This is a genomic window from Labilibaculum filiforme, assembly GCF_002843315.1.
Taxonomy (GTDB): domain Bacteria; phylum Bacteroidota; class Bacteroidia; order Bacteroidales; family Marinifilaceae; genus Labilibaculum; species Labilibaculum filiforme.
Genome location: NZ_MVDD01000008.1, coordinates 94397 through 107499, shown reverse-complemented (window position 1 = coordinate 107499; position 13103 = coordinate 94397). Strand labels below are relative to the sequence as shown.

Genomic DNA, 13103 nt, shown 5'->3' with positions numbered 1-13103 from the left:
GCATTTATAAAAAATCCCTGAAGAAGACTCTTCAGGGAGGTAATAATCAGTTAGAAATTATGGCTGATACTATTTTCTTTTGTTCTTAGCATATTTAGCAATTACCTCGTTTAATTCGGTATTAATTGCTACTGCTTTTTCTTTTGCAGCTTTCACTTTATCTAATGCAGCCATTAATTGATCTTGAGCAACAAGACCTGCTACATCAACTAAAGAAGCTTCGATTAAGCTAATATCCCCTTTAATAGCTTCCAATGCTGCAACACCTTCTTTTCCTTTTGGTGCTTGAGTTGTTAATTCTTTGTTTTGTAAAACAAGAGAATCAACTTCTGCCTGAAGACTAACAATTTCTAATTTTATTTCTTCTTTGCGAGCTTCAGCTTTAGCTTTAATATCAACAGCCATTGTATTAACAACTACTAATTGAGCTTTAACTTGATCGAAATTTTTAAAGAATTTTTCATTTTGAACTTCAACATTCTCGTTTACCGATCTCATTGAATCCTGAAGTGCTGCAAAATCTTCTGCAACGTAAACATTAGCTCCTACAGATTTAGCAACTTCGATAGCAGCATTTGCTCCATCAATTTCTACTTGTGGTACTTTTCCACAGCTACTAAATAATACAGTAGTACCTACTGCCAATACGAACAACAACTTTTTTTTCATCTTTTAATTTAGTAAAATTTATTTTTCTTGTTTTTATTTCAATTTCAATGACTATTTTCGTTTAAGTAATTTAAATCATGATTGAAATTTCCATTAAGACGGAAGATTTTATCGAAGTAACGCAGAAACTCAAAAAAATATTGAAAAAAATTTCAAACCATCAAAATAAACTCTCAATACACTGATATGCAGAGAGAAAATCATAGTAAAACTAGCGACGAAGAACTTATTCGTTTGATCGTTCACGAGAACAAAACAAGTCTTTTTGAGCTTTTGTATCGTAGATATTTTAATAAAGTGATGGATAAATGCTACAGCTTTATTAAAGACAAACAACAAGCAGAGGATTTTGCGAACGATATTTTAACTAGAGCTTACGAAAAACTACCTGGTTTTAAAGGAAATTCCTCTTTTTCATCCTGGCTTTATTCTATCACCTATAATTATTCAATCGACTATTTAAGGCTAAAGAAAAAACTGCATTATCCAAACTGGAACAAGCAAAACGAAATACCAGATATCATTGATGAATCGGAAACTGATTTGGAAGATTTTAAATACGAAAATCTGCTGGCCATTTTGGAAATCATTCACCCGGAAGAAAAAGCTTTACTATTAATGAAGTATCAGGACAATCTTTCTGGAAAATTAATTGCCGAAACTCTTAGAATTACCGAAGATGCCGTAAAAATGCGACTAAAAAGGGCCCGAACAAGAGTTATCTATCTTTATAAAAAAACACACCCAAAAGATTAGAAAATTCCGTTACTATTTTGACAAAACACGTCACAATGAGAGAATTAATCTAACTGAAAAAGAAATTAATGGATTTCAAAAACTTATTTCGAAAAATATTTAATGATCCGCAAGAATCATTACCGTCTCAGACTATAATTGATGCTTTTAACAAGCAATTTGATACGCCTTTAAATACCGAATGGAATAAAACCGATCAATTCTACGAGGCTATTTTCTATAAAAATGAATTAGAGCATATTGCAATATATCAGACAAACGGAACTTATTCCTGTTTAAAAATTAATCTTCCATTAGAGTCGATACCTGCAACTATTTATCAGGCAATAAAAGAACACGGCGAAGTTATGAATGCGATTAAAATTAATTATACAGACATTCAGAATTTTGAATTTATTGTTCGCGACAAAAACCTCATCCGCTACTCTTTACTGCTAGATGCTCAGGGAAAAATTCTAAATAAAAAAATTGTTTAAATAGCAATCGAGCTTTAATTTAAAAAAGCAGGTAGCAAGAAAGAAATCGTATCTACTTTTATTTTCTTACTACTCGATAAGCTTACGACTATTCGCATTGATAAAAAGGATATTTCCAAGCTTATCGTATACCTTGAAAATTTCCGCTTTTTGGTGCTTAAGTGTTTCACCTCTAAAACGAATGATGGTTATGCCTGCACTGGCCGATCGCTGATTAATTACTTCTTTGGTGAAGACCTTTTCCTGCTCATGAATAATTTCGATATTACTCCCCAAAAGCCTAAATTACCAACAGCAAAACGAAAAAATAAAATTTAAGAAAGAACATTTATCCCTGCAACATCTTAGAAAAAACTCTTATTCTGTGTATATTCTGATAATTAATTTAAGATGAAATCATTAAATAGTTTTCATTTGATCCAGATTCATTTATTATGAATAAAGAAATTGTTTTAATAACGGGAGCTTCTTCTGGAATTGGTAAAGCTACAGCACTACTTCTTCTTCAGAAAGGATACATAGTTTATGCAACAGCTCCTGAACTATTTGGAATGACAGATCTACAAGAGAAGGGTGCAAAAATCATGCAACTCGACATTACTAATTCTGAAAATTGTAAACGAATTGTAGATTACATTTATAAAGAATCGAAAAGCATAGATATTTTAGTGAATAATGCTGGATATGGTCTTTATGGAGCTATTGAAGATGTTTCTATAGAGGATGCTCGTCAACAATTCGAAGTCCATCTTTTTGGCCTAATACAATTAACCCAAATGGTACTGCCAAAAATGAGAGATAATCGGAAAGGACGAATTATTAACATCAGCTCTATTCTTGGTAGAATGACACTTCCAATGGGTGGCTGGTACCATGCTTCAAAATATGCCCTGGAGGGAATATCGGATTGCTTGCGCCAAGAAGTAAAACCCTTTGGAATAAAAGTAATCCTGATTAATCCCGGTGCTATTGAATCGGAATGGGCAAACCTTGCCTTATCAAAAGCAAACGAGAACTCGAAGAATACGGCTTATAGTAACATGACCAATCAACTTACTCATCTTATTTCCAAATCAATTAAAATACAGGGAAAAGCATCAAAAGTTGCCCAAAAAGTATGGAAAGCCTGTCAATCGCCAAAACCAAAAATAAGATACGTAGTACCTGCGCATGCTAAACTACTTTGTATTTTTCAAAAGCTGGTCAGCGAGAATAGTTTTAATTACTTTAAGGAAAAACTTATTATGCTTGTGACTTCCGAGAACAAAAAGAAATATCCTTCTTTATGATTTCTTCATCCTAATTTTATGGCATTTTAACAAATTCTTCATCGAATTAAGCAGTAATACACTCATTAATTGCGTAATTTTAGTCTGCTTAAGGATAAAAAATGAACAAAGATCAAACCAATAGTCAAAAAAAACTGCTTCATGGAGTTCGTCCAAGTAGAATTGTATATCCTATTCTAATTGGCATCGCAGCGGTAGTTTATATGTTGTCTAAAGAGGTTAATGGCAAAACTCTTTCCTTAATAGAATTTTCGTGGTATTCCCTTTTTTGGCTTTGTATCGCATTAATCATGATGATTATTCGCGATTTAGGTTACATGGCACGTTTGCGAATTCTTACCGATAAAAAGTTTTCTTGGGGCAAAGCATTCCGTATTATTATGCTTTGGGAATTTACATCAGCAATAACTCCTTCGGCAATTGGAGGCACATCGGTAGCAATTTTATACCTAAATAAGGAAGGCTTAAAAGTTGGCAAAAGTTCGGCTGTAGTAATGTCAACCTCCTTTCTCGACGAGTTGTATTTCATTCTCATGTTTCCACTCCTGATTCTTTTTCTGGATATCAATCAGCTTTTTATGACCGATATTCACAATCAATCATTATGGTTGGATTCTCTTCTCTATTTCGCTTTAGTAGGTTACCTTGTAAAAACTGGTTATTTTATTGTGTTAACCTATGGTTTATTTTGGAATCCAAGAGGTTTAAAATGGTTACTACTGTGGATTTTTAAACTTCCTGTACTTAGAAAGTGGAAACGGGGAGCCAACCAGGCAGGAACCGATATTATAGAAAGCTCTAAAGAATTACGAAGAAAGCCGTTCTGGTTCTGGTTGAAAGCATTTATAGCTACCTTTTGTTCCTGGACAGCCAGATATTGGGTAGTGAATGTAATTCTTCTTGCATTCCTATTTCAAGGATACAGCATCACCGAGCATATCATGATATTTGCACGTCAATTAGTAATGTGGATCATGATGCTGGTAAGTCCAACTCCAGGAGGAAGTGGATTTTCGGAATGGGTTTTTACGAAGTACTTAGGAGAATTTCTTCCATCGGCAGGTGTTGCAGCAGCAATGGCTTTGCTTTGGAGGCTAATTTCATACTATCCTTACCTTCTAATTGGAGTATTTATTCTTCCTAAATGGATCAAGAAACATTTTAGCAAATAAATTCTCATTTCCATCAAATCGGAATGTGTTTTTTTAAGGTTTTATATTGGGAAAAACAACCAACCCTATAAAATATCAGCTATAACTATAACAATAAACTAACGTATACTCTTAACTGTTTTAAAAGTAATAAAAGCATAAAATACAGTATTTACAAGCGTTTAATGTAGTTTTATAAGTACCTTACAAACAAAGATAGTGAGGTGAATATCAATAGAAATAACCACCAATTGAGCATTTTTATATGTTCATTCATCCATAAAAATATGCTTTTCATCAAATCTTTACGGCGCTTAACAATAATTAAACTTATCTTTTCAACGAAACAGTGTAACTTGCAAAATAAATTAAAATTGTAATATCAGTTAAAATAAAAAATAGTTATGAAAAAATATCTACTAGTAATGATTGGGCTTTTTCTGATTGTTTCTTCTTGTTCGGATAATGACGACAGTCTGCAAACCGAACAAAAGAAAACAGTTGAAAAAAGTATTTCCATCAACAATAATCCTGCCGAGCTATCCAGTAGGGTTACAACAAAAAATGATTTAGTTCGAATCAATAATCTACCTGGAGCAACTACCAAAGATGGAACTACAGAAATGGAAATTGATTATACCAAGAACTATGCTTTTAAATTGAAAGCTGAAGTGGAAGCTCCTAAAGTACAAGGAGAAACTATTCAGGCTACCCATGTAAAAATAATCGACGACATGGCATTTGTTTCCTACAATACCAAAGGAAGTGAATATAGTGGTGGTATTGAATTATTCGACATTTCAGATCAAGACAATCCAACATTACAAGCTTCTGCATTATTTGAAGATGTGGATATAAGTGCTGTTGACTATTACGATGGTGTTATTTATCTGGTTGGTGCTTTGGATCCTGAAAGTGCTGGATACGTTCTTGAATCCCCTGCTGTTTTGATGAGCTTAGAATTGAGTAATTCTAAAAAAATCATGTCAATTTCTAACTTAATTGATCTTCCTTCTTATGTAGGAACCGATATTGAAGTGGATGAAGATTTTATTTATGCAACTAGTGGATCGGATGGTACACTAAGCGTTTTTAAACGTAGCGATTACTCTTTAGTAAAAGCAATTGACATTAACGATGCTAGATCTTTAAGTAGCAATGATGATAATGTTTACGTTCTTAACGCAACTAACGAGAAAATTCAATTATTTAATAAAGCTGATTTAGCCGAATTAAATGCAATTGAAGTTCAAGGTCCAATTACCGATGAGTCAAAAACTGAAATTGATGTTACTGATGAGTATATCCTTGCAGCTTTAAATGTATCGGGATTAGATATTCGTAATTTAGATGGAACTTTAAGGGAACGTTTTAATCGCCCATCAACTCCAGAAGGTGGACTTGATTCGGATTACGTAACTAACTCGGTAAGTTTGAATGAAGAATTATTACTCATAGGTAATGGTGGTGCTGGTGTTTATGTTGGTGCTATGGTTCCAGAAAATAACAATGAGGTTACGTTGCTAGGAAGTATGAATTTTGATGCTTCGGTAAATTTTGTTGAATCGAGAGGTAACTATATTTTTGTTGCTGCTGGTACTGGTGGATTAAAAATTCTTACCATTGAAATGGACGAAGGTGTACCTGATGATATCATTGAAACAAAACCATGCGCTACTTTAGTGGATAACATTCTTGCAATGTTCCCAGAAGGCAAAGATAACCGTACAGCTAATTCTGAATTATTTTCTGATGAAAACAACCTAATTCTAAGATTAGTTAAAGACTCTCCTGTTTACTTAACTTTTGTTGGCGAAGGTGCTGGATGGAAAAATTCATTGGCATACTACACTTACGATGCTGCGAATCCTCCAACAAGTGCTGATGAATTAGAGCTTCAGATGCTTTTCCCTAATGCTTCGAAAGAAGGATCAGGAGGTGGCCTTAAAACTGGTGATCGCGTTCAGTTAGGTAATGTAGATTTCCCAGAAAACACAGTAATTGGATTTTGCTTAATTGCTCAAGGTTGGAAAAATGGAGAAACTGTTGATGGTGTTTATCGTCATTATACCAATGTTGCATGGAATAAAGATGCAACACAACAACATGTATTGTTTCTTGAATCGAACTGTAAAGATATTGTATTAGGATTTGAAGATGTTCAATTACCTTCAGGTGACATTGACTTTAATGATATTATTTTCACAGTTACTGACAATGAAGAAGATGCTTTAGTAGCAACTGCTTTCGACATGACAAATATTGTTGTAAAATAAGATCAAACTTATTATATGGAGTGCCATTTCTTAGGAGATGGCACTTTTTTTTATCCTATAAAGTGAATAAGAATACTGGAAACTACCAAAAGATAAAACCATACCTCTCCTATCCAAGCATGCTTTTGCAATACAAAATAATGACTCGTTATGTAGGTTACTGGAATAATACTAATAAAATATTGCTCGACTCCTGCACCGTTAAAAAAGCTAAAACTAAGAGCTGAAACAAGAAAGAAACTCAGTAGGATAATAAAATACTTACGAGAACTAATTTTTTTCTCCTCATAAACATTAAACATATACATAGAAGACAATACAACTAAAAAACCAAGAATTCCCCAATAAGCATATTGAAAAACAGATACATCTCCTAAACTATTCTGAAAAAAGGCAAGACTTTCTACTGTTTTTTGAAGTTCACCTATATCATCGCTCCAAAAATACCAAGCTACCACCAAAAAAACAGGAACCATAAATCCCATTAAACCAGCTAAAATTTCTTTTCCACGTAAATATCCTAATACTGCTAATGCCACCCAAAACCAAAATAGGTACACTGCTGCAAATAAATAAAACAGACTTGCTAAACCGATTAAAAAACCAGCATCGAAAGAGTTGGAAAGTGTTGCGGTTCCCTGATAAATTTTAAAAACCCGATCGACAGATAGAAATAGTAAAAATGCAGCAAATAAGGACGGATGCATTCCTCCTAATGAAATTGTTCCAGAAGCAATTAAAGCAAATACAAAGGCAGGTAGATCTGTTCGTTGCCGAATAAATATATAATTCTCATTCAAGCGTACCATTCCATAAGCCATTAATATTAAAAGCAAACAGGCCACCAAACTTAAAACGAGATTATTGCCTGCTGTTACGAATAACAATAGTTCATACAATGGCATTTGCTGCCCAACAGTTAAAGATTCTGAATGCAGAAGCGCGCTCATCCAAAGCAATACGATAATAACCGGAATTAGGAGCAACAAAATAGAATGGCGTCCTTTAATTGTCTTTAAGAGCATGATTTTTTAGCTTTTAGCGAACAACAATATAAAATAAAAACTACTACTCTATTTCCTTATGAAAAGATGAGCAGTAGTTTTTATACATTAATTATTTTAAATCGAAACCGATATCTTTTCTGTAATATTTGCCTTCAAAATTAATTAAAGCAGCATTTTTGAACGATTTATCCAAAGCCGACTGCATGCTATCTCCATACGAACTCACAGAAATAACACGACCTCCGTTAGTCACCACATCCTTCCCCGAAAAAGTGGTTCCTGCATGAAATACAATACTTCCCTCTACCTCCTCTAATTTTGTAATTACTTTGCCTTTTTGGTATGCCTCTGGGTAACCACCAGCAACAAGCATTACAGTAGTTACAGTTCTATCATCCATTTCGAAATGAACTGTATCTAATTCCTGTTTCGATACCGCTTCCATTAGTTCCAGTAAATCGGATTTGATTCGCGGTATAATAACTTCCGTTTCAGGATCGCCCATTCGAACATTGTATTCGATTACATATGGATCTCCTCCAATATTCATCAAACCAATAAAAATAAACCCTTTATAGGGAATATTATCTTTCTGAAGACCATCAATAGTTGGAACGATTACACGATCTTCAACTTTTTTCATGAAATCGGCCGTTGCAAACGGAACCGGCGAAATTGCTCCCATACCACCAGTATTTAAACCAGTATCGCCCTCTCCAATTCGTTTATAATCCTTTGCTTCGGCAAGTGTTTTGTAATTTTTGCCATCGGTTAATACAAAAACCGATAACTCGATACCCGCTAAAAATTCTTCAATAACAACGGTACTACTTGCATCGCCAAACATACCATTAATCATCTCTTTAAGAGAATGTTTGGCTTCCTTTAAATCGGAAATAATTAAAACTCCTTTTCCTGCTGCAAGTCCATCTGCTTTTAGCACATAGGGAGCCTTTAAGCTTTCTAAAAAAGTTAAACCTTCCTGTAAATTTTCCGAGGTAATGCTTTTATATTTTGCGGTAGGAATATTATGTCGGAACATGAATTCCTTCGAAAAATCTTTGCTTCCTTCTAATTGAGCACCTAATTTCTCAGGACCGATTACAGGAATACTATTAAGAGCCTCATCAGCTAAAAAGAAATCGTGAATTCCATTTACCAATGGATCTTCGGGACCAACAACAAGCATGGTAATTCCTTTTTCAAGGACAAATTCTTTTATTTTTTCAAAGTCGTTCGGATTTATCGCTACGTTTTCTGCAATAGTGGCAGTTCCGGCATTTCCCGGAGCAACATACAATTTTTCCAATTTTTCGCTTTGAACAAATTTCCATGCAAATGCATGTTCACGGCCTCCGGAACCCAAAAGAAGTACTTTCATCGAATAGAATTAATTAGCAACCACTCCTAATTTGCTTTTCACTAAACAAACAGGAATTATCAAATGGTTTTAGTTATAAAATGGTATTAATAGTTTGATCGAGAGCAAATTTACGTATTCAATTGCAGTTTACCTGATGGAAAAGAAAGGAATTTTATATTTCTTACCGGCAAACGTCAAACTCATATCCCTGAAGTTTTAATTCATCAATTAACCGAGGTACTGCATACTGCATATTGGCCTTTGTTTTCTGATGATTATGAAAGGAGATTATTGATCCTGGACGCACCTTTTTAAGCACATCCCTCAAGCATTGTTCGGGTGTAATATCCTTCCGAAAATCTCCACTTAAAACGTCCCACATTATAATTTTATACTCGGGAAGTAAGTGTTTTGCCTGAGAATTTTTTATTAGACCATAAGGAGGACGAAATAGTTTGGAATCGATTAAATCGGAAGCCATAATTACATTCTCGATATATCGTTGCGTATCCACAGACCAACCTTTTAAATGGTTGTAGGTGTGATTTCCAACTGCATGACCATCTGTAAGTATGTTTTGATATAATTCGGGATATTTATGCACATTATCGCCCACGCAAAAGAAAGTCGCTTTTATATTCTTTTCCTTCAGCAAATTCAATGTCCATAAAGTTGATTCCGGGATTGGTCCATCATCGAAAGTTAGATACACCTTTTTTGCTCCAGAATTATAACGCCACACAAAGCTCGGGAAAAATATTTTAAATATTCCCGGAGCTCTCATCCATCTCAACATCTTTATTCTTTTTTATAACTTTCTACTAATATTTTAAAGTCCGATTCTATTTTCTGATTCAATTCCTTTTGATCGTATTGTGCTGTAATGCGATACAATTCCTGCAACAAAGCAAAATTTCGACTTTTTAAACGAGGAAATTCGGAAGTTGAAACCGGAGTTAAAGTCATGTAATAATTTATTTCCTTCACCAATCGGTCGGATATGGTTTCAATCATTTGACTGCCTTTTTCGTATTCTGCCGCACGATAATAAGATTGTGCCAAGAGGATTGCTAAATAATCGAAAGCTACCTTTTCGTTCGGAATCAATTCAACACATTTATCAAGAACTTGCACCGCGGAATCTCTTTTCCCTTCGTCGAGCAAACTTTCCGATAATCGAAGAAAATTATTTCTGATATTGCTACACAAACGAGAACAGGTTTCATCGATATAAACATCGGGATGATTGATATTTCCCCATTTAAATTTACTCATCAAATTGGTATACATTACATCGGTATTTACACCACCAATCTGCATTTCGTCGCTTTTGAAGTTAATTGGCACCAAGCGATAGGCAAAACCTTCCAATCTAAAATAATCTTCTAAACCATAATATCCGCTCGACGGCACTGTAATGGAAAAATAAACTGGTCGCTTCCAATTATTCTGCACCAACATATCGTACAAAATCAAACCACTTTTTTCGATGTAATTTGATTTTACCTCCCACATCATTTGCTTTACGATATTCGCCGTATCCTTTTCACTAAGCGTATTAGTTTTTAGTACTTGCTCCTTATCGACAATCATTCGAAATTTATTGGCTGGAAAATGGTCTATTCGTTCTTCGTATCCATATATTTTTTTAGTGCTTTCCTTATCGCTGGCTACATATTCTACTGCATCTTTCAAGTCCAGCCCACCATTTTTTGCCACATAAGCCGTTAGTCGAGGATCGTCCAATACATAAACTACATCACGTGTTCCAGCCAAATATTTATCCTCGGTAAGAGAAATTGGCAAAGGATCGGAATCGTAGTTTTTATGCTTCATTTGATCGATGTACCAATCGGCAGAAAGGTAACTTAGATTGCAAACGCGAACATCGGTTCTTATTCCTTCTACTTCCTGCAAATACCACAATGGGAAAGTATCGTTATCGCCCATGGTAAATAATATGGCATTGGGTTCGCAGGAATTTAGGTAATCGTAAGCTAAATCTCTGGCTACATATCGATCCGACCGATCGTGATCGTCCCAGTTTTGTTGAGCAAATAATGCGGGAACAGCTACAAAACAAAGTGTAAATGCAACAGGAATAGCAAGCTTATCCTTACGAAATACTTTTTTAGTTACATGAAGCACTGCAAGCATCCCTAAGCCAATCCAAATAGCAAAGGCATAAAACGATCCTGCGTAAGCATAATCCCTTTCGCGAGGCTGTAATGGTGGCTGATTTAGGTACACTACAATAGCCAATCCGGTAAGTAAAAACAACAAGAGAACTACAAAGAAATCTTTTTTCCCAACAGTACTTTTTCGGTATTGATAAAACAAACCAGCCAATCCTAAAAGTAATGGCAAAAAGTAATATTTGTTGTTGCCTTTATTGTTGGTCATGTGCTCGGGCCTCAGACTCTGATCGCCCAAACGAAAATTATCGACCAAAGGAATTCCTGAAATCCAATTGCCATCAATAACGCCACTATAAGTCTGACGATCGGACTGGCGACCGGAAAAATTCCACATAAAATAGCGGATGTACATGTAGTTCACCTGATAAGAAAAAAAGAAGTCTAGATTTTGAATAAAGCTGGGTTTTTCTTTCTGATCTGCTTTTATCCCCGTCCATTTTGCAAATTCATCGGGATTTCTGCCCGACATTCCCTTTGTGTACATTCTTGGGAATACCATTTTATGGGAACTTTTAAAGTTAGGCTTCTTTTTAATGTAGGAAACTACATATTTTCCCTCTTTTTTAATGTAAACATTCTTATCCTCTACATAAGAATTTTCGTCAAGCATAGGAGCATTAAAGGCTTCCCCATAAATTAACGGATTATCGCCGTACTGCTCTCTATTTAGGTAGTAAAGTAAAGAATATAAATCCTCCGGATTATTTTGATCCAAACCTGGATTTGCAGCAGAACGAATCATGATTAAAGAATACGATGAATATCCAATTAAAATAACCATTAAAGCAGTGAGTAAAGTATTCAAAACCACTTTCCCATGAGAAATAGTATATCGAATGCTCCAAACAAGAGTCGCAATCAGAAGAAGAATAAAAATATATGCCCCGGAATTAAATGGCAAACCAACTACATTTACAAAGAACAAATCGAAAAGAAATGCCCCTTTCACTACACCGGGTATTATTACATACATTGCGCCACCCAAAAGAAGCAAAGCAACACCCAAAGCCATTAAGATTCCATTTCTGCTTGGTTCATATTTCTTAAAATAGTACACCATAACAATAGCCGGAATTGCCAATAAATTTAAGAGATGAACCCCTATTGATAAGCCCATTAGGTACGCAATTAGAATGAGCCATCTGTTTGCATAAGCCTTACCTTCTTCATTCTCCCATTTTAAAATACACCAAAAAACCACTGCAGTAAAAAGTGATGATGTTGCATAAACTTCTCCCTCTACTGCCGAAAACCAGAAGGTATCTGAAAAAGCATAAGCCATGGCTCCAATAAATCCGGCTCCCACAATTGTCGCTATTTGAGAATTGGATATTTGATTTCCGGTAACCACCAACTTTTTAGCCAAATGGGTAATTGTCCAGAATAAAAACAGAATGGTAAAAGCACTTGCCAAACCAGATAAGGAATTTATTAAAAGTGCAACATTCTCGGGACCTGATGCAAATAACGAGAAGAATCGAGCCAGTATCATAAAAAACGGAGCGCCCGGAGCATGTCCAATTTCCAACTTATACGAAGAAGTAATGAACTCTCCACAATCCCAGAAACTAACTGTAGGTTCAAGAGTTAAAAAGTAGACAACAGCTGCTATTGCAAAGGATATCCATCCTACAATAATGTTTATTTTTTGATACTTACTCATCGATTTTTAAAAATAAGGGTTGTTTTTTGTGCCACAGACAGCGAAGTTACGTCTTTTAACAAAAAGAATTGATTTGTATTATGTGAAAAAAACTTAACAAAGCATTGTGTTTAAAGTTGAATAAGTTTAGAAATATTCTTTTTTGAAGACGAATACAAGGTATTGGTTTGTGAAAAACAGTATTTTTTTGATCTAAAATCAAAAAAAATGGCTGTCTCCGTGGGAAGACAGCCATTCAAAATTCATTCTATTTTT

Annotated in this window: 11 protein-coding genes; 5 read left to right on the top strand and 6 right to left on the bottom strand. The window is 34.7% G+C overall.

Features of this window, described 5'->3' with window-relative positions; genetic code table 11:
* Nucleotides 1-69: 69 nt before the first annotated feature.
* Complete coding sequence (locus BZG02_RS12385) at nucleotides 70-669, bottom strand: hypothetical protein (protein WP_101261753.1); 600 nt, start codon at nucleotides 667-669, stop codon at nucleotides 70-72.
* A 186-nt stretch (nucleotides 670-855) separates the two neighbouring features.
* Between BZG02_RS12385 and BZG02_RS12380 the strand changes: the two genes are divergently transcribed.
* Both BZG02_RS12380 and BZG02_RS12375 read left to right on the top strand, forming a co-directional pair.
* Nucleotides 856-1425 carry an RNA polymerase sigma factor gene (locus BZG02_RS12380; RefSeq protein WP_101261752.1) on the top strand — a complete coding sequence of 190 codons (570 nt, stop codon included), beginning with the start codon at nucleotides 856-858 and terminating at the stop codon, nucleotides 1423-1425.
* A 68-nt stretch (nucleotides 1426-1493) separates the two neighbouring features.
* Complete coding sequence (locus BZG02_RS12375; RefSeq protein WP_101261751.1) at nucleotides 1494-1901, top strand: hypothetical protein; 408 nt, start codon at nucleotides 1494-1496, stop codon at nucleotides 1899-1901.
* Between the two features lie 69 nt (nucleotides 1902-1970).
* On the opposite strand, the gene BZG02_RS12370 is transcribed toward BZG02_RS12375, so the two are convergent.
* Nucleotides 1971-2177: a hypothetical protein gene (locus BZG02_RS12370; RefSeq protein ID WP_101261750.1), complete on the bottom strand. Its 207-nt coding sequence runs from the start codon at nucleotides 2175-2177 to the stop codon at nucleotides 1971-1973.
* Between the two features lie 158 nt (nucleotides 2178-2335).
* Between BZG02_RS12370 and BZG02_RS12365 the strand changes: the two genes are divergently transcribed.
* The 3 genes from BZG02_RS12365 to BZG02_RS12355 all read left to right on the top strand — a co-directional run bounded on the left by BZG02_RS12365 (nucleotide 2336) and on the right by BZG02_RS12355 (nucleotide 6617).
* On the top strand, nucleotides 2336-3190 hold the full coding sequence (locus tag BZG02_RS12365) for an oxidoreductase (protein WP_101261749.1): 855 nt from the start codon (nucleotides 2336-2338) through the stop codon (nucleotides 3188-3190).
* A gap of 101 nt (nucleotides 3191-3291) precedes the next feature.
* A complete protein-coding gene (locus tag BZG02_RS12360; protein ID WP_101261748.1) occupies nucleotides 3292-4362 on the top strand; it encodes a lysylphosphatidylglycerol synthase transmembrane domain-containing protein in 1071 nt (356 codons plus the stop codon).
* A gap of 383 nt (nucleotides 4363-4745) precedes the next feature.
* Nucleotides 4746-6617 (top strand): DUF4114 domain-containing protein, encoded by a 1872-nt coding sequence (locus BZG02_RS12355; RefSeq protein WP_101261747.1) that lies wholly within the window; start codon nucleotides 4746-4748, stop codon nucleotides 6615-6617.
* Nucleotides 6618-6667: 50 nt separating this feature from the next.
* Here BZG02_RS12355 and BZG02_RS12350 read toward each other — a convergent pair whose 3' ends face one another.
* From BZG02_RS12350 to BZG02_RS12335, 4 genes are all read right to left on the bottom strand, one after another.
* Entirely contained in the window at nucleotides 6668-7642 is a 975-nt protein-coding gene (locus BZG02_RS12350; protein WP_101261746.1) for a DUF6427 family protein, read from the bottom strand.
* Nucleotides 7643-7733: 91 nt separating this feature from the next.
* Entirely contained in the window at nucleotides 7734-9005 is a 1272-nt protein-coding gene (purD, locus tag BZG02_RS12345; protein WP_101261745.1) for a phosphoribosylamine--glycine ligase, read from the bottom strand.
* Nucleotides 9006-9168: 163 nt separating this feature from the next.
* Complete coding sequence (locus tag BZG02_RS12340; RefSeq protein WP_101261744.1) at nucleotides 9169-9783, bottom strand: polysaccharide deacetylase family protein; 615 nt, start codon at nucleotides 9781-9783, stop codon at nucleotides 9169-9171.
* A 2-nt stretch (nucleotides 9784-9785) separates the two neighbouring features.
* Complete coding sequence (locus tag BZG02_RS12335; protein WP_101261743.1) at nucleotides 9786-12848, bottom strand: protein O-mannosyl-transferase family; 3063 nt, start codon at nucleotides 12846-12848, stop codon at nucleotides 9786-9788.
* Nucleotides 12849-13103: the final 255 nt, after the last annotated feature.

What these genes read in the sequence shown, in the direction of transcription:
- BZG02_RS12385 (WP_101261753.1), bottom strand. Translation starts at nt 669, where the DNA reads ATGAAAAAAAAGTTGTTGTTCGTATTGGCAGTAGGTACTACTGTATTA.
- BZG02_RS12380 (WP_101261752.1), top strand. Translation starts at nt 856, where the DNA reads ATGCAGAGAGAAAATCATAGTAAAACTAGCGACGAAGAACTTATTCGT.
- BZG02_RS12375 (WP_101261751.1), top strand. Translation starts at nt 1,494, where the DNA reads ATGGATTTCAAAAACTTATTTCGAAAAATATTTAATGATCCGCAAGAA.
- BZG02_RS12365 (WP_101261749.1), top strand. Translation starts at nt 2,336, where the DNA reads ATGAATAAAGAAATTGTTTTAATAACGGGAGCTTCTTCTGGAATTGGT.
- BZG02_RS12360 (WP_101261748.1), top strand. Translation starts at nt 3,292, where the DNA reads ATGAACAAAGATCAAACCAATAGTCAAAAAAAACTGCTTCATGGAGTT.
- BZG02_RS12355 (WP_101261747.1), top strand. Translation starts at nt 4,746, where the DNA reads ATGAAAAAATATCTACTAGTAATGATTGGGCTTTTTCTGATTGTTTCT.
- BZG02_RS12350 (WP_101261746.1), bottom strand. Translation starts at nt 7,642, where the DNA reads ATGCTCTTAAAGACAATTAAAGGACGCCATTCTATTTTGTTGCTCCTA.
- purD (WP_101261745.1), bottom strand. Translation starts at nt 9,005, where the DNA reads ATGAAAGTACTTCTTTTGGGTTCCGGAGGCCGTGAACATGCATTTGCA.
- BZG02_RS12340 (WP_101261744.1), bottom strand. Translation starts at nt 9,783, where the DNA reads ATGTTGAGATGGATGAGAGCTCCGGGAATATTTAAAATATTTTTCCCG.
- BZG02_RS12335 (WP_101261743.1), bottom strand. Translation starts at nt 12,848, where the DNA reads ATGAGTAAGTATCAAAAAATAAACATTATTGTAGGATGGATATCCTTT.